Source organism: Bacillus sp. FSL K6-2841, assembly GCF_037976435.1.
GTDB classification, from domain to species: domain Bacteria; phylum Bacillota; class Bacilli; order Bacillales; family Bacillaceae; genus Bacillus; species Bacillus pumilus.
Genome location: NZ_CP150266.1, coordinates 1,787,396 through 1,807,371, shown reverse-complemented (window position 1 = coordinate 1,807,371; position 19,976 = coordinate 1,787,396). Strand labels below are relative to the sequence as shown.

Sequence of the window (19,976 nt, the reverse complement as noted above, 5' to 3'; positions counted from 1 at the left end):
AGCTGCTTCGCATGATGGCCAGATCATGCGAAGAACAAGGCAGCCTACCTGGATGCTCTCTTATCTCTTTGAAAAGAATAGAATTCCAGTATAATGGACTTCTTTTGTTTCCGCAACTGCATGAATTCTACCGATTATCGTCTGAATTTTCAGTGATCAAAAGGAGGAAACCATGAATAAAAAAATCATGCTGCTCACTGCGGCCTTTGTCTTGACCATTTTTTTGTCTGCTTGCAGCAATAGCGGTACGTCTGAAGCAAACGGAAAGGTCACCTTAACTCTCTTTTCGACGATGAGCAACAGCGGGGAGAGAAAAGCGTTTGAAGAAGTGATTCGTGAGTTTGAAAAGGAGCATCCACATCTTCGAATCGATGCCAACTTCCCAGGCAACAGCTATGAAGATACGATTCGTGTCAAAATGGGGGCAAACGATATGCCGGATCTGTTTGACACACACGGCTGGGCCAAACTTCGCTATAGCGAGTATGTCGCTGATCTAAAAGAGATGAATTGGGTGAAACAACTTGATCCTTCACTCGATCAAATTTTAAAGGATCAAGATGGCAAAGTATACGCATATCCGCTGAATCAAGCAAAAGACGGGATTAGCTTTAATGCCTATCTATTAAAGGACTATGACATTGAGGTACCTAGAACACTTGATGAATTCCAATCGGCTTTGCTGACAGTGAAGAAAAAGAGCAAAGGAGAGGTTGTGCCGCTCTGGATACCAGGAGGAGACAACTCAAATATCGCCCAAGTCTTTGATGAACTCGCCACACCTTTATTGATCACCGGTCCAAACCATCGCTACGGAAAAGAACTTGAGAACGGATCATTTGATTGGTCTCTCTATACACCGCTTGCACAGTTCATAAAGGACTTGAAAGATCAAGATCTTTTAAACAAAGATGTCCTCACAGCAAAACTATCTCAAGCACCTGAACTGATGGCACAAAACAAAATAGCCTTCACCTTTGTCGGAGGCTCTTTAGGACCTGAAGCATCTGAACTCAATCCATCGATCAAAGTCGGCACGATGCCAGTTCCATCTATTCATGAAGGAGATAAACAAAGCTGGATTGGAGGAGAACGGTTTACGGTCGCTGCATGGAAAGACTCCAAACATCTAAAAGAAGCAAAACAATTCATTGATTTTCTCGCAAAGCCTAAAAATGCGAAAAAAATCGCAGAAGGCACCTCATCTGAAGCAGCCTTAAAGCAAGTAAAAGCAAAAAACTATTATTCTACGTTTTACGATCAATACGAAGAGGTGAAGATTGAACCGTATTTCGATCGAAAATACTTACCAAGCGGCATGTGGGCAGTCATGGCAACATCGGGTCAAGAATTATTAGCAGGCTCCATCACACCAGAACAATTATCGAAGAAGATGGAAGAGGAATATAAGCGTCTGAAAAAACAATAGCAGGCGCATGCTGAAACAGGAGTGAAGCCAATGAATGACATCACAAAAACTCAGCAGCCAGCCGCATTCACCTCTTTACCGAAGCAGAAAATGAAAAAAAGCCAAAATTCATCCCTTTGGTGGATGTACTTGCCTGCTGTTCTCGTTGTCAGTACCTTTATCATTTATCCTTTTTTGAACGGCATTCAGCTATCCTTTACGAATTGGAATGGGTTTTCACAAACTTATGAATGGATTGGGCTTGATCAATATAAACGTCTGCTTCAGGATCCAGCGACATGGCTTGTTGTTAAAAATACGCTTCTATACGGAATCGGGAGCACCATCTTACAAAATATCATTGGACTAGGATATGCTCTTTTATTAAATCAAAGCTTAAAGATGAGAGCGATCACAAGAACAGTTGTCTATTTACCTGTCATGATTAGTCCGATTGCGATGGGCTATATTTGGTATTTTGTGTTTGCTTACCAAGGCGGTGCCTTAAACGATGTGGTGGCGCTTTTTGGATTTGATCAAATGAATGCGCTCGGCAATCCGCAATTAAACACATGGATCATTGTGCTCGTCAACACCTATCAATTCGTCGGGATTGCGATGATCATTTATTTAGCAGGACTGCAAAGCATTCCTAAGGATTATTATGAAGCCGCACAATTAGACGGCGCATCCAGCCTCCAGCAATTCAGGCGAATCACATTGCCGCTCCTTATACCGTCTATTACCATTAATGTTGTGCTGAATGTCATTGGCGGGCTCAAGCTCTTTGATGTCATTGTGGCGCTTACTGGCGGCGGACCGGGAGATTCCTCACAATCAATGTCGACCTTTATGTATGATCTGTATTTCAAACGTCAGGATGCAGGCTATGCAGCAACGCAAGGGGTTTTCATGGCGGTCATCATCCTTGTCATTAGTGTCGCAGCGCTGATGTATTTCAAACGAAAGGAGACCGAGGTGTGATGGAAAATGCTTTTAAACGTAAGAAGAGATGGTACTCCTTCCTCGCCCTTTTGGTGACATTGCTTCATCTCATTCCATTTTATATCTTGGTGACGACATCATTAAAGGGGATAGGAGATTTCAGTTCAAAATGGCTGTTTCCAAAAGTGCTCCATCTTGAAAACTTTCGCACGGCATGGACAGAGGCTCAGCTTGGCCAATCCTTTTTGAATACCGTGATCATTACGTTCAGCTCTGCTGTATGCCTTATCTTTCTTGGCTCTCTTGCAGCCTATCCGCTCGCAAGAAGAAACACAAAACTGAATAAAGCAGTTTATGTTTTATTCATCGCCATTATGGTCATTCCACCACTCACAGCCCTTGTCCCGCTCTATAAAATGGTCGTTCAGATCGGGATGATGAACACCTATCAAATCGCTATTTTAAATAATGTCGCTGCTTTTTTACCGCTAACCATTTTCTTATACGCAGGCTTTATCCGGTCGACCATTCCAAAGGAGCTTGAAGAAGCAGCCCGTATTGATGGAGCGGGGACATTTAGAGTTTTTTTCACCGTCGTTTTTCCGCTTCTGAAACCTATTACCGCTTCTGTTTTAATCATTGCCTGTGTGTATATTTGGAACGACTATCAATTTGCCATCTTCTTTTTGCAAGATAAAGAGATGCATACACTCACAGTCGCCCTATCCCATTTTTTTGGTCAAAATCAACATCAGCTCCAGCTCGTTGGTGCCGCTGCGCTCATTGCGATGCTGCCAATGGTGACGATGTTTTTACTGTTGCAAAAATATTTTATCGCAGGGCTTTCACAAGGCTCTGTCAAAGGGTAGTTCCACATATTTGATGTTAAAAGGAGAGTCGTCTATGTCTAAAATTACATTTATCGGTGCAGGGAGTACCGTATTTGCTAAAAATATATTAGGAGATTGTTTGTTCGTCCCTGCACTAAGCGGTTTTGAATTCGCTTTATATGATATCGACCATAAGCGGCTGAAAGAATCAGAAACGATGCTCCGCCATTTAAAAGAGAACTACGGTGCACATGTGACCATTAAGTCCTATCACAACCGAAAGGAAGCCTTAATGGATGCAAAATATGTAATCAATGCCATCCAGGTTGGAGGCTACCGGCCAAGCACCGTGATTGATTTTGAGATTCCAAAAAAATATGGGTTAAGACAAACGATTGCAGATACGGTTGGCATCGGCGGCATCTTCCGCTTCCTCCGAACAATTCCTGTGATGCTTGATTTTGCAAAGGAGATGGAAGAGGTTTGCCCAAATGCTTTATTGTTAAATTACACAAATCCAATGGCCACACTGACAGGTGCGATGCTGCGCTATACACCGGTTCAAACGGTAGGTCTTTGTCATAGCGTGCAAGTGTGTACAAAGGATCTATTTGAATCACTTGAAATGGATCATGAAGGCATTGAAGAAAAAATTGCTGGCATCAATCATATGGCGTGGTTATTAGAAGTGAAACGGGACGGAAAAGATTTGTACCCAGACATCAAAAGAAGAGCGAAAGAAAAGCAGAAATCACGGCATCATGATATGGTACGTTTTGAGCTGATGGATAAATTCGGCTACTATGTCACTGAATCCTCAGAACACAACGCCGAATACCACCCTTATTTTATCAAATCGCGCTATCCAGAATTGATCGGTCAATTTAATATTCCACTTGATGAATACCCGAGACGCTGCGAGGAGCAAATCAACAACTGGAATACCATGAAGCATGACCTTGTGGGCAATACACAGATCACACATACTCGCTCAAAAGAATATGGTTCTCGTATCATTGAAGCGATTGAAACGAACGTTCCCTTTAAATTTGCCGGGAATGTGCTGAACACAGGCGGTCTCATTCACAACCTGCCTGAAAAAGCGTGTGTCGAAGTGCCGTGTGTTGCAGATCGGAGCGGCATCATGCCATGCTATGTCGGAGAGATCCCTGAACAACTGGCTGGGCTCAACCGAACCAATATCAGCTCACAGCTCATGACAATTGAAGCAGCAATCAGCGGCAAAAAAGAGCACATTTATCAAGCGGCATTACTTGATCCACACACAAGCGCTGAACTATCGATTGATGACATCATCAAATTATGCGATGAACTCATTGAAGCACATGGTGAGATGCTCCCGCATTTTTCAGAACCGAATCAATATACCGCATCAACCAACTAACAGAAATAAACCAGCCTCTACCTGATGCAACGCGCATCAGGTTTTTTTATGCTGCAAAAAGAGGATTGACTGAAAGCGTTTTTAATATTATGATTTTTCTAAAGTTGATCAAAAGTTAACCAAAAAATCACCATGAATGAATCGCATTCGGGAATCATATCTCACAAACAAAGGGATAGGCGTCAACCTTTCACACGTTAGAGCAAGCTTTTATCACAACGTAAACCAAAACGACAATAATATTTGACAAAGAGTGTATACAGATGGGCGCCCATTAGATGAGACAATGACAACCAAACACATCCTATAAGCATGACATTTTTTCATAAAAAGGAGAGAGGGAACATGACCAAAACAGATGTACAAATGTTGAAAAATTATATTGGCGGACAATGGATTGAGGCAGAAACTAGTCAAACAGAGGCAGTATATAACCCAGCTACTGGCGAGGTCATCGCAGAAGTGCCGCTTTCAACAAAAAAAGATGTCGAACGTGCGGTACAGGCAGCACAAGAAGCATTTACCACTTGGTCAAAAACACCCGTTCCCCGCCGCGCGCGCATTTTATTTAAATATCAGCAGTTACTCGTTGAAAAATGGGATGAGCTGGCTGAACTCGTAACGCTTGAAAACGGAAAAAGCATAACAGAAGCAAAAGGAGAAGTGCAGCGAGGAATTGAATGCGTCGAATTTGCCGCTGGTGCACCAACCTTAATGATGGGAAAACAATTACCAGATATCGCATCTGGACTCGAATCTGGCATGTACCGCTATCCAATAGGCGTCATCGGGGGGATTACACCATTTAACTTTCCGATGATGGTCCCTTGCTGGATGTTTCCGCTTGCCATTGCCTGCGGAAATACGTTTGTTTTAAAACCTTCAGAGCGCACGCCGATTCTTGCCGCACGTTTAGCCGAACTATTTGAAGAAGCAGGTCTTCCAAAAGGTGTTCTCAACATTGTCAATGGGGCTCACGATGTTGTCAATGGTCTGCTTGAACATAAAAAGGTCAAAGCCATTTCATTTGTCGGCTCTCAACCAGTCGCAGAATACGTCTATAAAAAAGGCACAGAGCATGGCAAACGTGTCCAAGCACTTGCAGGAGCAAAAAATCACTCCATTGTCCTCAAAGATGCAGATTTAGACGCGGCAACGAAACAAATCATTGGTGCTGCCTTTGGATCAGCCGGAGAGCGCTGCATGGCCGCGGCCGTTGTCGCTGTGGAAGAAGAAGTGGCAGATGAGCTCATTCAAAAATTAGTTGATGAATCGAACGAGCTCGTCATTGGAAACGGAATAAATGAAGAGGTCTTTCTTGGTCCAGTCATTCGAGAGGAACATAAGGAGCGAACGCTTCAATACATTCAGTCAGGGATTGAAGAAGGCGCAAGTCTCATTCGAGATGGCAGAAAAGATCACGAAACAAATGGAAAAGGGTATTTCGTTGGACCAACGATCTTTGACCATGTGACAAATCAAATGAAAATTTGGCAGGACGAGATTTTCGCCCCAGTCTTATCAATTGTTCGTGTCTCTTCACTGACAGAAGCGATCGACCTGTCCAATCAATCAAAATTTGCAAACGGTGCCTGCCTGTACACAGACAGTGCATCAAGCATCAGAGAATTCCGCGAAAACATCGAAGCAGGGATGCTCGGCGTCAATATCGGTGTTCCCGCACCAATGGCATTTTTCCCGTTTTCCGGCTGGAAGGATTCTTTCTACGGGGACTTGCACGCCAATGGAACAGACGGGGTGGAGTTTTATACAAGAAAAAAAATGGTGACCGCGCGTTATATATGATCAACAATCATGAATAAGCTAAGAAAATGCAGTTCTAAAAGGAGAACTGCATTTTTTTGTTGTCTCCTAGTCAAAAAGTAAGGGTTTTCATCGTTGTTTTAGCAGCGATTCGCCCAAGAAATCATCCTTTGTATTCATTCTTCATCAGCGTCTATCAACATAATTTGAAATTGGGCGTAAACCCCAATATTAGGAAGATGAAAACAGGAGGAAAATGACACGATGAGAAAGAGGATGAAGTGCGGTTTAGGTTTATTGATTCTTGCTTTGGTACTAAGCTGTATACCTGTATATGATGCGAGTGCAGCAAGTACCCCCATTGCAAAACGAGTAGGAAATGCAAATCCGCTCATAGACCATCACCTGGGGGCGGATCCGTTTGCGCTCACCTATAACGGAAGAGTGTACATTTATATGTCGAGCGATGACTATGAGTATCACAGCAATGGAACGATTAAGGACAATTCTTTTGCAAATTTGAATAGGGTTTTTGTCATCTCTTCCGCGGATATGGTGAACTGGACAGATCACGGAGCGATTCCAGTAGCAGGTGCCAATGGGGCGAATGGCGGGAAAGGAATTGCCAAATGGGCAGGCGCTTCTTGGGCTCCAGCCGCTGCGGTGAAGAAGATCAATGGGAAGGATAAATTTTTCCTCTATTTTGCTAACAGCGGCGGAGGGATTGGCGTCTTGACAGCGGACAGCCCGATTGGTCCTTGGAGAGATCCTATCGGAAAAGCGCTCGTCACGCCAAATACACCAGGGATGGCTGGTGTTGTATGGCTGTTTGATCCAGCCGTATTTGTAGATGATGACGGGACCGGTTATTTATATGCCGGAGGAGGCGTTCCAGGCGGTTCAAATCCAACGCAGGGACAATGGGCCAATCCTAAAACAGCAAGAGTTCTGAAGCTAGGGCCTGACATGACAAGTGTGGTCGGCAGTGCATCAACCATTGATGCCCCTTTTATGTTTGAAGATTCGGGAATGCATAAGTATAACGGTACCTATTACTATTCCTATTGCATCAATTTTGGAGGCTCCCACCCAGCAGATAAACCACCAGGCGAGATCGGTTATATGACGAGCTCAAGTCCTATGGGTCCCTTTACGTATAAAGGACACTTCTTGAAAAATCCGGGTTCATTTTTCGGTGGCGGCGGTAACAACCATCATGCTGTGTTTAATTTTAAAAACGAGTGGTATGTCGTGTATCACACACAAACGGTGAGCTCTGCCTTATACGGAGCAGGGAAAGGCTACAGATCTCCGCACATTAATAAGCTTGTGCATAATGCTGACGGCTCCCTTCGAGAGGTTGCAGCCAATTTTGAAGGCGTTAAACAGCTTTCCAACCTAAATCCTTATCAGCGGGTAGAAGCTGAAACGTTCGCTTGGAATGGACGCATTTTAACAGAGGCCTCCTCAGCACCTGGTGGGCCAGTCAATAATCAGCATGTCACAAATATTCAAAACGGCGATTGGGTGGCTGTCAGTAATGTCGATTTCGGATCGATGGGTGCCAGAACCTTTAAAGCCAATGTAGCAGCCGCTTCAGGCGGACAAATTGAAGTACGTCTTGGCAGTCCAGACGGCAGAATTGCCGGAACACTCAATGTCCCTTCCACAGGTGGAAACTGGCGAGAAATAGAAACAGCAGTCAACGGGGCAACGGGAGTACACAATGTATTTTTTGTCTTCAAAGGAAATGGTTCCAGCCTATTCCAATTTGATTCCTGGCAGTTTACTCAAAGGTAAACAAAACTGGTTGATGGGAGAGTGGGAAAATTTGATGTCCATAATCAAAAAACCAATTTGCACTGTATTGGTCTGCTTCACTATGTTGTCTGTCATATTTTTAGGGCCTGGGGTAACTGAGGTGTCAGCGGCAGATGCGAATATTAATGTCAATGCGGAAAGACAAGTGATCCGCGGCTTTGGCGGAATGAACCACCCGGCTTGGATTGGTGATTTGACCGGCCCTCAAAGGGATACCGCCTTTGGCAATGGACAGAATCAGTTAGGATTCTCCATTTTACGGATTTATGTAGACGAGAACAGAAATAATTGGCAGAGAGAAGTCGCCACCGCCAAAAGAGCGATAGAGCACGGCGCTTTGGTGATCGCTTCGCCTTGGAATCCTCCAAGCCATATGGTAGAGACTTTCAACCGTAATGGTGCGTCTGCAAAGCGGCTGAGATACAATCAATACGCCGCATATGCTCAGCATTTGAATGATTTTGTGACATTCATGAAAAATAACGGCGTCAATCTCTATGCCATTTCTGTACAGAACGAGCCTGATTATGCACATGAATGGACATGGTGGACACCTCAGGAAATCCTGCGATTCATGAGAGAAAATGCTGGCTCCATTAATGCACGTGTGATTGCACCAGAATCTTTTCAATACCTTAAAAATATCTCAGATCCTATCTTAAACGATCCGCAGGCGCTTAGTAATATGGACATTCTCGGTGCCCATTTGTACGGAACCCAAATCAGCCAGCTTCCGTATCCTCTTTTCAAACAAAAAGGAGGGGGAAAAGAGCTGTGGATGACAGAGGTCTACTACCCGAATAGTGATAACAATTCAGCAGACCGCTGGCCAGAGGCATTAGGGGTATCAGAGCATATTCACCATTCAATGGTGGAAGGGGACTTTCAAGCGTATGTATGGTGGTACATCCGCAGATCATACGGTCCTATGAAAGAAGATGGAATGATTAGCAAGCGTGGATACAACATGGCGCATTTCTCCAAGTTTGTGCGTCCAGGGTTCGTCAGAATTGATGCAACGAAAAGCCCTGAACCGAATGTTTTCGTCTCAGCCTATAAAGGAAACAATCAGGTCGTCATTGTCGCGATTAACAAAAACAATGCAGGAGTCAATCAACATTTTGTTATTCAAAACGGAACTGCTTCACAAGCGTCAAGATGGATCACGAGCAGCAACAGTAACCTTCAGCCTGGAACTGACTTAAACATATCAGGAAATCAATTTTGGGCACATCTCCCAGCTCAAAGTGTGACAACATTTGTGGTCAAACGCTAAAAAACAACAAAAGCCAATTTTCTCATTAAAAAAGAAAATTGGCTTTTTTCTGTGTAAATAGAAAGTTGATTTTTCACGACGTCTCCACTTTGGGTATAATAATAACAATGACTTCAGGAGAGTGATCATAATGCCAAAACTTCAAAGCAAAGTCTTGATTATAGATGACGAAAAAGAAATCTTAGAATTAATCCATACCGTATTAACAAGAGAAGGCATTGATCGGGTGATAACAGCTTCAACTGCCCGTGATGGGCTCTCGCAATTCCACCAAGAACAACCCGATCTCGTCATACTGGATATTATGCTGCCAGACGGTGAAGGCTACGATATTTGCAAACAAATCAGAGACGTCTCGCATGTTCCGATTATCTTTTTATCAGCAAAGGGAGAGGAATCAGACAAAATTGTAGGACTTGCCATTGGCGGTGATGATTATATTACAAAGCCGTTCAGTCCAAAAGAAGTCGCCTATCGGGTAAAAGCCCAGCTTAGACGGTCGTCATACTTACAGCCTTCTCAACCAGATCCCATCATCAAAAAAGGGCCATTTGAGTTAAACGAGCAGCAAGCGGAACTGACGAAAAACGGAGCGGCGATTGAGCTCACTCCGAAAGAACTTATGTTGATGACCTATTTTTTGCAGCACCCGAATCGCGTGATCAGTAAAGAAACGCTTTATCAAACGGTTTGGGGAGAGGATTTCTTCGGTTCTGATAATACGGTGATGGTTCATATACGAAGACTTCGAGAGAAAATAGAAAATTCCCCATCTACACCAGAATTTCTCGTGACGGTTAAAGGACTTGGCTATAAATTTGTTGTAAAGGATGCATAAAGATGAAATGGCGATTAACAGGCAGATATATGGTCTCTGTCATTATCGTGACCATTATCACGGTCTTTATTAACTTATTTGGATTCATGATTTGGCTTATACTACAAGCAAGCAGCCAGCAAAACGAAGAAAATACGCCCGAAACCTTCACAAGAACATTTGAACAATACATCACCTTGTCCGATCAAGATATCACTGTGAGTAAAGAAGGACAGCAAGCCTTAAAACAACAAAATGCATGGATTCAAATATTAGACGAAAATGGACAAGATGTTTATCATGCACAAGCACCTAAAGGCTTAAAAAGCAAATACACACCTATAGAAATCGTAAACTTACATAAATATAAAGATAAGCAATTGATGTCGACGATCTATGCTGGGGGGAAAAATGGAAAGGGCAAGGAATACAGCTACTTTATCGGATTTAAGGACCCTTCCATCGGAAAATATTTATTTTCTTTTGATACGAAAGACTTAATAGCGCAATTCAATATCGGGACGATGATTTTATTATCGATTGATGCCATCATTGCCTTATTCATTGGATACTTATTCAGCCGTCAGCTCATCAAACCGCTCGGTCGTGCCATTTATGGCATCCAGCGGCTCGCAAACGGAGATTATACGACAAAGCTGCCAACTAAGGGTATATATAAAGATGTTTTCTATAATGTCAATCACTTATCAGAGCAGCTCGCTTCAAGTCAAAAAGAAAAAGACAAATTAGAGCAAATGCGGGAAGAGTGGATCAGTCATATTTCTCATGATATTAAAACACCATTATCCTCTATTCAAGGCTATGCAGAAATCATGAAAGATCCGAATTATCCTCTTTCAGATCAAGACATCAAACATTATGCCAGCATCATAGAGAATAAATCACTGTACATCAAAGATGTCATGGAGGATCTAAATTTAACCACAAGGCTGAAAAATAACGATGTGATGCTGCATAAAGAGCTGGTGAACATTGTGCCATTGCTGCGTGAAACGTTAATTGATATCCTCAACGATTCTAGATATGCAGATCAAACCATTGAGCTGCAAACGAATGTAGACAACCTTATGCTGAATATTGATACGATCCTCATACGAAGAGCGGTCACCAATCTCATTTTAAATGCCCTTGTTCACAATGATGCTGATGTGAAAATCATTGTACACCTTGAACAAAAAGAACATACCCACATCACAATTCAAGACAGCGGCAAAGGAATTGAAAAGGCAGAGCTAGAAAAAGTGTTTGACCGCTACTATCGAGGGACGAATACAGGAGGGACACATGCAGGCTCTGGTCTTGGAATGGCGATTGCAAAAGATATCATCCAAAAACACGGCGGAGATATTACGATACAAAGTATGATAGGGGAAGGCACAACGATTGATATCCAATTACCCGCTTGAACGGACATACAAAGAAACGGTTCTGCTCAATCACAGAACCGTTTTTTCATCTATTATTCTGAAAACACTTTAATGCCTTTCACAATGTTCCAAATGAAGAAGTAGATCGCCACAAGGAATGTCACAGCATACGTTGCAATTAAGAACGGACCAGCATGGCTGATATCGTTCATACCAAGTAAACCTGAACCGGCAATCCCAATACCGAAAATCAAATAAGGAATAACATGCGTCCATAGTGACTTTTTCGCATGATACTTTACTTCATCCTTTCCTAAGAAGTAGACGATAATCGGAAACAGAAACGGTGCAAAAAAGATACTGAAGTAACATAATGAAGACAAAATTTTATTTTCTCTCAAACCTTTTCACCTCTATGATTGATTTAGAAGAGAGGACCATTTGACTCATCCCTCACTTCCTTACAAACCCATTGTACAACCCCAACCTTAACTTGTATTAATCCGAACCTTACAGCAACCTTAAAAATGTTAAACAGTAGAATGATCAATGAAAAATAAAATACAAACAAGGTATTTCAATTTAATCTATTAGAAAAAAACGTTGACTTTGTTCATCTCTCTGATCCTGTGGCTTCGTCATTTTTTCCCTAACATAAAATGAATGTTCGCCTTGACCTTGAAGTATAGTTCAACCTTTATAATGTACATATAGTAAGACAAAATAATAAAAAAGGAGTAACGATGGAGTTGATGACTAGAGGAGAACTTGCCAAAAAAACAGGAGTAAGTCCTGCCGCAATTCGTTACTATGAAGAGCACAACATATTACCTGCTCCAAGACGACGTTCAAACGGTTACAGATTCTACACAGAAGACTATGTTGTGAAGATTCAATTGATCAAAGATGCGAAAACGCTGGGTTATTCATTAAAGGAAATAGCTGAAATTATGGACATGCTAAGTCAAGACATAGAACTTGATACACTAAGAGAAATTGTCCATCTTAAACATGAAGAAATTGATAAGAAAATTAAAAGCCTTCGTCTCATTCAAGACCTTTTATCTAACTTATTAAAGACCCCTGAAAAAAAAGTACAAGTCTACCTGGAATCATTTCGTGTACCAAATGAGGATGATCAATCATCATTTGAGTGAAAGGAGAGAAAAAAATGAGTGTAGAAATTTATCATGGTGAGCGTTCTGAAGAAAGTATTCAATTTGAAACATTATTCGCTTCGCAAAGTAATAAAGAGAGTTTTTCTAGTATCGAACACACAAAAAAATTTCTTGAGCAAAAAGGAATTGAAAATACGCAGCCTTATGCCATTGGAGATGATGTGAAGTTAATGAGTGAGGTACAAGAGCAAACATTCGAAGGCATGCAAGTTTTCACATTAAATGAACAAGCATCACAAAACCAAAAAGTCATTCTCTATCTACATGGCGGTGCATGGACAAATCAGCCTTTGAATGTCCACTGGTGGTTCATGGATAAAATGGCGCAATCACTAGGTGCGAAAGTGGTCGCTCCTATTTACCCAAAAGTGCCTCATTATAGCCATCAGGATACGTATCCGAAAATACTTAACCTATATAAAGACCTTCTGAAAACTGCCGGAAGTGCCAATCAAATGACGATCATGGGAGATTCAGCTGGTGGAAACATCTCACTTGGTCTAGCGCACCTTTTAAAGAAGGAGGATCTGCCGCAGCCGAAGGATATTATTTTATTATCTGCATGTGTCGACATGAGCTTAAGCAATCCTCTCATGTTTGAATATGCAAAAAAGGACCCGATTCTAGGTCATGAAGGAATGGAAGTCATTGCAAAGATTTGGACAGCTGATCAACATGTAACTGACCCATTGATTAGTCCCATTTACGGTGACTTCAAAGGACTTGCGAAGATTACTCATTTCATTGGAACACATGATATGTTATATCCAGATGCCATAAAGCTCGATGAACACCTAACAGAACAAGGAATTGACATCAAAACCTTTGTTTATCCTGAAATGCTGCATGTGTTTGTTGTCATGCCAATCCCTGAGGCACAAGATGCTCAGGAGAAAATCATTCAGGTGATCAATCGTTAGGGATTCCGTTCACACCAAAAAGACTGCTTCCTTTTAAGCAGTCTTTTTAAATACAATCACAATATCCATTCACTACAGATTCCACTCCCTTAAATTCCAATTTTTGTTTACAATGAGCGTATTTCACATTATTATAATGATTGTTCGCTTTTTCATTGGGATGAAAAATGGCTGGTTAGTAAAGGAGAGTGAATGATGAGTGTTTCTTTTCTTCAACCTATGGCTCTGATCTTATTTACATTGCCTTTGTTATTTTTAATATGGGGGATTGTAGGCTATATCATCTTTAAGCGGGTCTACATCGTTCTAATAATCACCTTTGCAGCTTCTACCGTTTTTATCTTTGCCTATACGGGGTTTGACATATCGAATATGTATTGGGTGATCGCTATGACTTTTCTATGCATGTGTACCTCTGTCATCACAAAAATGATCAGCTATATGATTCATCGCTATAAAAAAAGATAAGAAGATGATATATGTAAACATAATTTTTTGTTTCCATGAAAGCTTTAGATCTATCCAGAAGCCATTGCGATTGGCAGCGCTTTATCGAATGGATATAAGGATTTTGATACAATTGTTGCAGTGAGACACCCTTATTCAGATGAAGACGATAGAAGAAATATGGTAGTAAGCCCTTGCGGCATCAGCCGGGAGCTCATTTCAGACTTCGGACCAGCATGTTTTGTCATCCTTGAGATGGATGGGAAGCTGGTCTCGGTGAAAATCGAAGAACTCATTCCGCTCAAATATACTCGAAGCTGATGTACCCCATAAAGATAAAGTAGGAAAAGGGATGCAGCAAACGTTAAATGTGCTCCTTGCTGCATCCAAGATGACTGAAAAATCGCTCAACAAAAGCAGCCCCATATATTTTCTCCATATGTTTCGTGTTAAACATATACTGTTCCATTGGTTCAAGCTTGCGCAGACTGCGCACTAGTATTTTACGATCATCGTCAGAAAGAGTAGGATCATCATCTATCTTCTCCAAAGCCTTTTTCACACGTGAAGATACATTTTCAACATACAGATGGTTTTTGGATGCTGGCGGAATACATGCCGCCAGGTCACAGCCTATAAAACGAACACCGTCAAGGGTGCAGTTTTCAAAATTGGCGATCAGCTTTTGTTTGCCATTTCCCTCAAACGTTATATCTATTAGCTTACCAGCAAAGGTACAATTGACGATATTCGCTGCCTGTAAAACGCGGTCATTGAATCTACATTTAGAGAAAGTACAATCGATAAACATAGCATTCTCCAATGTCATTCCTCTCATATCGCAAGAAGAAAACACACAATTGGTGAAGACAGCTTCGTTTTTACCAATACCCACAGAGCGCAAGTCTGAACGACTAAAAGTACAATCATCAATCGTACTACCAGCAAAAAATCTCGCATTCGTGAGGTCACACGTATCAAATACAAGATGATGCAGATGACAGCTCCAAAATATAGGAGAACGAACGTTTGAGTTAATGATTGTCGTTCTACTGATTGTTTCGTTTTCATACCTGGCAACATCAGAAAACATTTCATTGTCTATTGATATACCAGACTCAAGTCTTCTCACCGCTATCACCCTATCATTTCTTCAGAATGTTTCACAATCAAGAATTCCATTCAGCAAGTTCATTTCATTTCTCTTAGCACTTGTCTTTGACTCAAGATTATATCACAAAACGATACTCACCCAGCAAAGAACAGATATCCATTTTCAAGATGAAAGGGGCATAAAAGAATGAAAAGGTATGACACATTCCCAAAACCAATCGGTAGCTATATAGCCGGCCGAATCCAGATGGATTTTGAGTATACGGCATCAGATCACTCGAAAAGAGAACTGACCGCATTTATGTACTATCCATCTGATAGCAGCGAAGGAAAGACTCCATCCACGTACATGTTTCCTGAAGTCTACGAAATGCTTCATGACCAGCCGTTTGTCACTGAGTATTTGAAGAAAATAAACTTCTTCTCTATCGATATAAAAACGCATTGTTATGACGATTTGGCTCTTTCTCGGAAGAAAGAGCGCTATCCAGTACTATTTTATGTTTGCGGCGGGGGCGGTTCACCAGAATGGGGGACAGTACTCTGCTCAGACCTAGCAAGCATGGGATATGTTGTCGTCAGTATCGGCCATCAGAATAGCACCATGTATAAACGCAAAGATGGGCAGCTGTTGAATGTATCAAAGGATTTTTCGAATGTCATTATGGCGTTTTCTGAAGATCCAGAGATGATGACGCTAGCTGGTAAGATGAAGATGCGTTCTGACGATGAAACGGCTATTGAGATGTGCCGTAACGTCCTTTCCTTACCAATCATTAACGAGTTAACAAGATATAGTGAACAACAGGCTGAAGATGTAAAGTACGCAGCCGATTATCTTCACAAACTAGACTCTGGAGAATCGAAGTCCATCTTTCATAACAGACTGCTGCTCGGCATCGGCATGGGTATCGCCGGACATTCTTTTGGCGGACCTACAGCGGCTTTTGTTTGCCGGGATGACGACCGGTTTGCCTGCGGGGTTGGCTTAGATAGTGGTGCATTCGGCCTTCTCGACAGTGACCTCAACAAACCTTTTTTGCTGCTGTTTTCTGAACCGAATTATGATATGAATGCAATCATTGGAGCTAACAACAGCATGGAAACCTATTATTTCTCTGTTGATGGTGCTGCACATTTAGATTACTGTGACATCATGTTTAGCGGTGTAGATGAAGAGCTCAGAGGCACGAGGGAGGCATTAGAGATGCGAAATCTTGTGACGGACTATACGAAGACTTTTTTTGATCATTATATCCTGCAAAAGGCTGTACGTGTGGAAAACCTGTCATATGAAGGTGTAGACTTAATCAAGAAAACCAGTAACAAGTGAGATAGGGGAAGCTGCTGACATTTTTTAAGAGTATTCTTCAAGTTGACTCTCTTAGCTTGTAAATGAAGAGAAAATGTAAGGTGGATCAATCATCTTGAATAAGTAACAACGATGCTGGCAGCTGCATTCATATCAAGGTTAATCACAATAACCTAAACACATCCCCATTGTTCTAATGGTGGATTGTGTGTTTAGGTTTTTTAGCGATTGAATCGTTTTCGAAGAATTAGGCATGAGACAGCGAATACTGCGAAAGCGCCCGCTGATCCAGCAGCAAATAACAGCTCAGCTTGTTCTGGTTTGGGTTTGAATAACAAAGGGACAGAAAGAATAAGCGCGGCACCACTAAAGCCCAATCCTAATATCAACATTGCCAATAATTTATTCATAGAAACACCTCTTACACTCAGAGTTTGAACAATGGAAAACTTTAAGATTCCTAGATGGAGTGTATCACATGATGGCGGGCGATTGGTTTCTTTTCATTAAAACACAATCGTGAAACAAACAATTTCAAACGAACACTGTTCTTTACGAACGATGTTCGTTATAATACAAATGAGATGTAGTTTTAAACAATTTCCATAAAGGAAGAGGAGATGCATACGATGACGGCATTATCTAAGGATCAAAAGCAAATCGCTATCATTGGAGGAGGACCTGGGGGACTAACACTCGCCTTAATTCTGCAAAATTACGGTATACAAACAACCATCTATGAACGGGAGATTCATGACAAGAGTCTTGAACGAGGAGGCTCACTGGATATTCACGAAGAAACAGGTCAAAAAGCCTTAAAAGAAGCAGGAGTTTATGAGAAATTTCAAAGAAATGCCCGTTATGAAGGAGAAGATTTCCGATTACTTGATAAATCAGGAAAAATTTATTTAGATGAAGAAACGGAATCAGATCAAAAAGGCACTCGTCCAGAAATTGATCGTGGTGTGTTGTGCGAACTGCTGCTGGATCAAATTGATGCTGAAAACATCAAATATGGATACAAATTAGAAAGATGTGTTTCATTAGAAAGCGGCATGATGGAGCTTCATTTTGAAAACGGGGTTGTCGAGACAGTTGACCTTTTGATTGGAGCTGATGGTGCTTTCTCTCGTGTGCGTCCTCTGTTAACAGATATTGAGATTGGATACTCTGGGCTCACGATGCTGGAACTAAATGTCTTAAGCGTAGAGGAGAACCACCCTGATTTAGCTGAATTTAATAAACGTGGTAAGATGTTTGCTTTAGCAGACCACAAAGGACTGATTGGTCAATTAAACGGAGATGGACGAATCAAAGTGTATGCAAGCCTTATGGTCGAACGCAACTGGATCGAGACTTGTGGTATACCGTTTCATCAAGCGAAAGAAGCAAAAGAACAATTATTAGAGTTATTTAGTGATTGGGATGATCAGCTGAAAAATTATATTCGTTATGCAGAAGATGCCATCATTCCAAGACGGATTTATACGCTTCCTACCGGTTTTAAATGGAATCGTCATAAAGGAGTAACGCTTATCGGTGATGCCGCTCACGTCATGTCACCATTCGCAGGCGAGGGTGTCAACATGGCGATGTTTGATGCAAGGGAGCTAGCACTTGCTATTGTCCGACATCCTCATCATATTGAAAAGGCTATTGAAGAATACGAAGACATGATGTACGAATATTCATCGGAAAAGGCTCATGAATCGGAAAATAGTTTAAAGCTGTGTTTTTCAAAAGACGCTGCGGTCAAGCTTGCAGATATGATGTATTCTTTTCAAGAAAACGGTGATTGATGCTCAATTTACTATTTTACTTTGACATGTTATAAAGAGAGTATGAACAATTCAAATCGTCGTATTATAAGTCGCCGGTCTCGGCCGGCTAAAGAACCCTTAAGCCGTGAGCTGATTGTGAAAACGGCCTATGAGCTTCTTAAGGAGCAAGGGATAGAGGGCATGAGTATGCGTAAGGTGGCTAAAGCATTGGATACGGGACCTGCATCCTTGTATGTCTACGTGAACAATTTTCAAGAACTCAGTGCTTACGTATTGGATTATGGTCTCGGCCAAATGGTTTATCCAAGTGCAGAGAATGGCACATGGAAAGAACAGTTATTTGACATATTGCATACTTATTTCCTACTGCTATTCGAAAAACCTGGTCTCGCTGAAATTTCTCTTTCCACCATTCCACAAGGAACGAACTTTCTTCAGTTGACCGAACATATTCTCGCTGCATTGCATGAAGGCGGGATCAAATCTACATCTGCAGCATGGGGAGTAGACCTATTGCTCTTATACGTATCTTCCGTAGCATACGAAAAGGTATCTTGGAAGAAACAAGGCTCTTCGCAGATTTCAGACATTAAAAAAACATTTGATGATGCAGACAAAACGCGTTTTCCTTTCATTCATCGTGTAAAAGAAGAAATGTTTGCAGGTGATACCGTTTCAATGGAACGGTTCCGATGGGGAATTGACGTCATTTTGTATGGAATCCAGAAAGAAATCAATTAGAAAGGAGCACAAGCAAAAAGCAGTCAATGAATGGCTGCTTTTTTTATATGTTTTTTCACATTTTGATCTTGTGAGCATCATGATACATATATAAACAAATCTATATATTGTTTTTATATATAAAAAATTATATAATCTAGTGGAATAAAAAAATGAGGTGCTTAGGCATGGAACATATTAAAAAGTTATTAGAAAGTTATATTCCCTTAGCAAAATCTACTGCAAAAATGTTTGGACCAAATTGTGAAGTGGTGATTCATGATTTAACGAACCCTCAAGCATCTGTCATGTTTACTGTAAATAACCATGTGACAGGAAGAGAAATCGGTCAATCATTTGATCATTTAGTAAAGACTGTATTACAATCAGAAGATTTTAAAGAAGATTATCTTGCTGGTTATACATTTGTAACAGAAGATAAACGTACGATTCGTTCTTCGACTTCATTAATACGTGATTCAAAGCAAAAAGTGATCGGTGCTTTCTGTATCAACTTTGATATTGAAGCACTGAATCAAATGCAGCAATTTATGGATACTTTTCTTACTACACAAGTGGAAGCTCATGAGAAAGAAACAACATCAAATGATGATCTTGAAAATGTGGAAGAAATAGTAGATCAGTTGATTCAACAGATCATTCAAAACAGTGTTCATCCAGTCATGAAACGTCATGAAAAAATTGAACTAATGAAATTCATGGATGAAAAGGGCATTTTTTTAATGAAAGGATCTGTTGAGAAGGTCGCATCTATGTTAGGCATTTCCAAAGTAACCGTCTATAGCTATTTGGATGAAATCAAAAATAAATCAAGGTAAGGAGTGTCAAAA

At 41.2% G+C, this 19,976-nt stretch carries 19 protein-coding genes and 1 pseudogene; 17 read left to right on the top strand and 3 right to left on the bottom strand.

Annotated features, from left to right (window positions below; all coding sequences use genetic code 11):
- Nucleotides 1-172: 172 nt before the first annotated feature.
- The 9 genes from MHH68_RS09005 to MHH68_RS08965 all read left to right on the top strand — a co-directional run bounded on the left by MHH68_RS09005 (nucleotide 173) and on the right by MHH68_RS08965 (nucleotide 11,693).
- Entirely contained in the window at nucleotides 173-1,429 is a 1,257-nt protein-coding gene (locus tag MHH68_RS09005; protein WP_339165767.1) for an ABC transporter substrate-binding protein, read from the top strand.
- Between the two features lie 30 nt (nucleotides 1,430-1,459).
- Complete coding sequence (locus MHH68_RS09000; protein ID WP_061408030.1) at nucleotides 1,460-2,392, top strand: sugar ABC transporter permease; 933 nt, start codon at nucleotides 1,460-1,462, stop codon at nucleotides 2,390-2,392.
- On the top strand, nucleotides 2,392-3,222 hold the full coding sequence (locus MHH68_RS08995; protein ID WP_268498350.1) for a carbohydrate ABC transporter permease: 831 nt from the start codon (nucleotides 2,392-2,394) through the stop codon (nucleotides 3,220-3,222). The genes MHH68_RS09000 and MHH68_RS08995 overlap by 1 nt, the downstream gene beginning before the upstream one ends.
- Nucleotides 3,223-3,256: 34 nt before the next feature.
- Nucleotides 3,257-4,588, top strand: a complete 1,332-nt coding sequence (locus MHH68_RS08990) for an alpha-glucosidase/alpha-galactosidase (protein ID WP_169056611.1) — start codon at nucleotides 3,257-3,259, stop codon at nucleotides 4,586-4,588.
- Nucleotides 4,589-4,933: 345 nt separating this feature from the next.
- Nucleotides 4,934-6,394: a CoA-acylating methylmalonate-semialdehyde dehydrogenase gene (locus MHH68_RS08985; RefSeq protein WP_339165766.1), complete on the top strand. Its 1,461-nt coding sequence runs from the start codon at nucleotides 4,934-4,936 to the stop codon at nucleotides 6,392-6,394.
- A gap of 222 nt (nucleotides 6,395-6,616) precedes the next feature.
- A complete protein-coding gene (locus MHH68_RS08980) occupies nucleotides 6,617-8,152 on the top strand; it encodes a glycoside hydrolase family 43 protein (protein WP_339165765.1) in 1,536 nt (511 codons plus the stop codon).
- Nucleotides 8,153-8,183: 31 nt separating this feature from the next.
- Nucleotides 8,184-9,449: a glucuronoxylanase gene (locus MHH68_RS08975; protein ID WP_339165784.1), complete on the top strand. Its 1,266-nt coding sequence runs from the start codon at nucleotides 8,184-8,186 to the stop codon at nucleotides 9,447-9,449.
- 130 nt (nucleotides 9,450-9,579) lie between these two features.
- On the top strand, nucleotides 9,580-10,287 hold the full coding sequence (locus MHH68_RS08970; RefSeq protein WP_061408016.1) for a response regulator transcription factor: 708 nt from the start codon (nucleotides 9,580-9,582) through the stop codon (nucleotides 10,285-10,287).
- A gap of 2 nt (nucleotides 10,288-10,289) precedes the next feature.
- Nucleotides 10,290-11,693, top strand: a complete 1,404-nt coding sequence (locus MHH68_RS08965) for a HAMP domain-containing sensor histidine kinase (protein WP_339165764.1) — start codon at nucleotides 10,290-10,292, stop codon at nucleotides 11,691-11,693.
- 53 nt (nucleotides 11,694-11,746) lie between these two features.
- Here MHH68_RS08965 and MHH68_RS08960 read toward each other — a convergent pair whose 3' ends face one another.
- Nucleotides 11,747-12,055 (bottom strand): DUF4870 domain-containing protein, encoded by a 309-nt coding sequence (locus MHH68_RS08960; protein WP_058015632.1) that lies wholly within the window; start codon nucleotides 12,053-12,055, stop codon nucleotides 11,747-11,749.
- A 342-nt stretch (nucleotides 12,056-12,397) separates the two neighbouring features.
- On the opposite strand from MHH68_RS08960, the gene MHH68_RS08955 reads away from it, so the two are divergent.
- From MHH68_RS08955 to MHH68_RS08940, 4 genes and pseudogenes are all read left to right on the top strand, one after another.
- Nucleotides 12,398-12,811: a MerR family transcriptional regulator gene (locus MHH68_RS08955; protein ID WP_268467618.1), complete on the top strand. Its 414-nt coding sequence runs from the start codon at nucleotides 12,398-12,400 to the stop codon at nucleotides 12,809-12,811.
- 14 nt (nucleotides 12,812-12,825) lie between these two features.
- Nucleotides 12,826-13,752 (top strand): alpha/beta hydrolase, encoded by a 927-nt coding sequence (locus tag MHH68_RS08950; protein ID WP_268467617.1) that lies wholly within the window; start codon nucleotides 12,826-12,828, stop codon nucleotides 13,750-13,752.
- Nucleotides 13,753-13,947: 195 nt separating this feature from the next.
- A complete protein-coding gene (locus MHH68_RS08945) occupies nucleotides 13,948-14,220 on the top strand; it encodes a DUF2651 family protein (RefSeq protein ID WP_339165763.1) in 273 nt (90 codons plus the stop codon).
- A gap of 57 nt (nucleotides 14,221-14,277) precedes the next feature.
- Nucleotides 14,278-14,520: pseudogene (locus MHH68_RS08940) on the top strand (cytidine deaminase); the annotation flags it as partial.
- Nucleotides 14,521-14,563: 43 nt separating this feature from the next.
- On the opposite strand, the gene MHH68_RS08935 reads toward MHH68_RS08940, so the two are convergent.
- Complete coding sequence (locus tag MHH68_RS08935; RefSeq protein ID WP_339165762.1) at nucleotides 14,564-15,331, bottom strand: pentapeptide repeat-containing protein; 768 nt, start codon at nucleotides 15,329-15,331, stop codon at nucleotides 14,564-14,566.
- Nucleotides 15,332-15,499: 168 nt separating this feature from the next.
- Between MHH68_RS08935 and MHH68_RS08930 the strand changes: the two genes are divergently transcribed.
- Nucleotides 15,500-16,645 (top strand): choline esterase, encoded by a 1,146-nt coding sequence (locus MHH68_RS08930; protein WP_339165761.1) that lies wholly within the window; start codon nucleotides 15,500-15,502, stop codon nucleotides 16,643-16,645.
- A gap of 200 nt (nucleotides 16,646-16,845) precedes the next feature.
- Here MHH68_RS08930 and MHH68_RS08925 read toward each other — a convergent pair whose 3' ends face one another.
- On the bottom strand, nucleotides 16,846-17,034 hold the full coding sequence (locus tag MHH68_RS08925; protein WP_058015638.1) for a hypothetical protein: 189 nt from the start codon (nucleotides 17,032-17,034) through the stop codon (nucleotides 16,846-16,848).
- Between the two features lie 219 nt (nucleotides 17,035-17,253).
- Between MHH68_RS08925 and MHH68_RS08920 the strand changes: the two genes are divergently transcribed.
- The 3 genes from MHH68_RS08920 to MHH68_RS08910 all read left to right on the top strand — a co-directional run bounded on the left by MHH68_RS08920 (nucleotide 17,254) and on the right by MHH68_RS08910 (nucleotide 19,964).
- The gene (locus MHH68_RS08920) at nucleotides 17,254-18,423 is read left to right on the top strand and encodes an NAD(P)/FAD-dependent oxidoreductase (protein ID WP_339165760.1); all 1,170 of its coding nucleotides are present in this window, start codon (nucleotides 17,254-17,256) and stop codon (nucleotides 18,421-18,423) included.
- A 42-nt stretch (nucleotides 18,424-18,465) separates the two neighbouring features.
- The gene (locus MHH68_RS08915) at nucleotides 18,466-19,146 is read left to right on the top strand and encodes a TetR/AcrR family transcriptional regulator (protein ID WP_339165759.1); all 681 of its coding nucleotides are present in this window, start codon (nucleotides 18,466-18,468) and stop codon (nucleotides 19,144-19,146) included.
- Nucleotides 19,147-19,313: 167 nt separating this feature from the next.
- Nucleotides 19,314-19,964 (top strand): PAS domain-containing protein, encoded by a 651-nt coding sequence (locus MHH68_RS08910; protein WP_339165758.1) that lies wholly within the window; start codon nucleotides 19,314-19,316, stop codon nucleotides 19,962-19,964.
- Nucleotides 19,965-19,976: the final 12 nt, after the last annotated feature.

What these genes read in the sequence shown, in the direction of transcription:
- MHH68_RS09005 (WP_339165767.1), top strand. Translation starts at nt 173, where the DNA reads ATGAATAAAAAAATCATGCTGCTCACTGCGGCCTTTGTCTTGACCATT.
- MHH68_RS09000 (WP_061408030.1), top strand. Translation starts at nt 1,460, where the DNA reads ATGAATGACATCACAAAAACTCAGCAGCCAGCCGCATTCACCTCTTTA.
- MHH68_RS08995 (WP_268498350.1), top strand. Translation starts at nt 2,392, where the DNA reads ATGGAAAATGCTTTTAAACGTAAGAAGAGATGGTACTCCTTCCTCGCC.
- MHH68_RS08990 (WP_169056611.1), top strand. Translation starts at nt 3,257, where the DNA reads ATGTCTAAAATTACATTTATCGGTGCAGGGAGTACCGTATTTGCTAAA.
- MHH68_RS08985 (WP_339165766.1), top strand. Translation starts at nt 4,934, where the DNA reads ATGACCAAAACAGATGTACAAATGTTGAAAAATTATATTGGCGGACAA.
- MHH68_RS08980 (WP_339165765.1), top strand. Translation starts at nt 6,617, where the DNA reads ATGAGAAAGAGGATGAAGTGCGGTTTAGGTTTATTGATTCTTGCTTTG.
- MHH68_RS08970 (WP_061408016.1), top strand. Translation starts at nt 9,580, where the DNA reads ATGCCAAAACTTCAAAGCAAAGTCTTGATTATAGATGACGAAAAAGAA.
- MHH68_RS08965 (WP_339165764.1), top strand. Translation starts at nt 10,290, where the DNA reads ATGAAATGGCGATTAACAGGCAGATATATGGTCTCTGTCATTATCGTG.
- MHH68_RS08955 (WP_268467618.1), top strand. Translation starts at nt 12,398, where the DNA reads ATGGAGTTGATGACTAGAGGAGAACTTGCCAAAAAAACAGGAGTAAGT.
- MHH68_RS08950 (WP_268467617.1), top strand. Translation starts at nt 12,826, where the DNA reads ATGAGTGTAGAAATTTATCATGGTGAGCGTTCTGAAGAAAGTATTCAA.
- MHH68_RS08945 (WP_339165763.1), top strand. Translation starts at nt 13,948, where the DNA reads ATGAGTGTTTCTTTTCTTCAACCTATGGCTCTGATCTTATTTACATTG.
- MHH68_RS08930 (WP_339165761.1), top strand. Translation starts at nt 15,500, where the DNA reads ATGAAAAGGTATGACACATTCCCAAAACCAATCGGTAGCTATATAGCC.
- MHH68_RS08925 (WP_058015638.1), bottom strand. Translation starts at nt 17,034, where the DNA reads ATGAATAAATTATTGGCAATGTTGATATTAGGATTGGGCTTTAGTGGT.
- MHH68_RS08920 (WP_339165760.1), top strand. Translation starts at nt 17,254, where the DNA reads ATGACGGCATTATCTAAGGATCAAAAGCAAATCGCTATCATTGGAGGA.
- MHH68_RS08915 (WP_339165759.1), top strand. Translation starts at nt 18,466, where the DNA reads ATGAACAATTCAAATCGTCGTATTATAAGTCGCCGGTCTCGGCCGGCT.
- MHH68_RS08910 (WP_339165758.1), top strand. Translation starts at nt 19,314, where the DNA reads ATGGAACATATTAAAAAGTTATTAGAAAGTTATATTCCCTTAGCAAAA.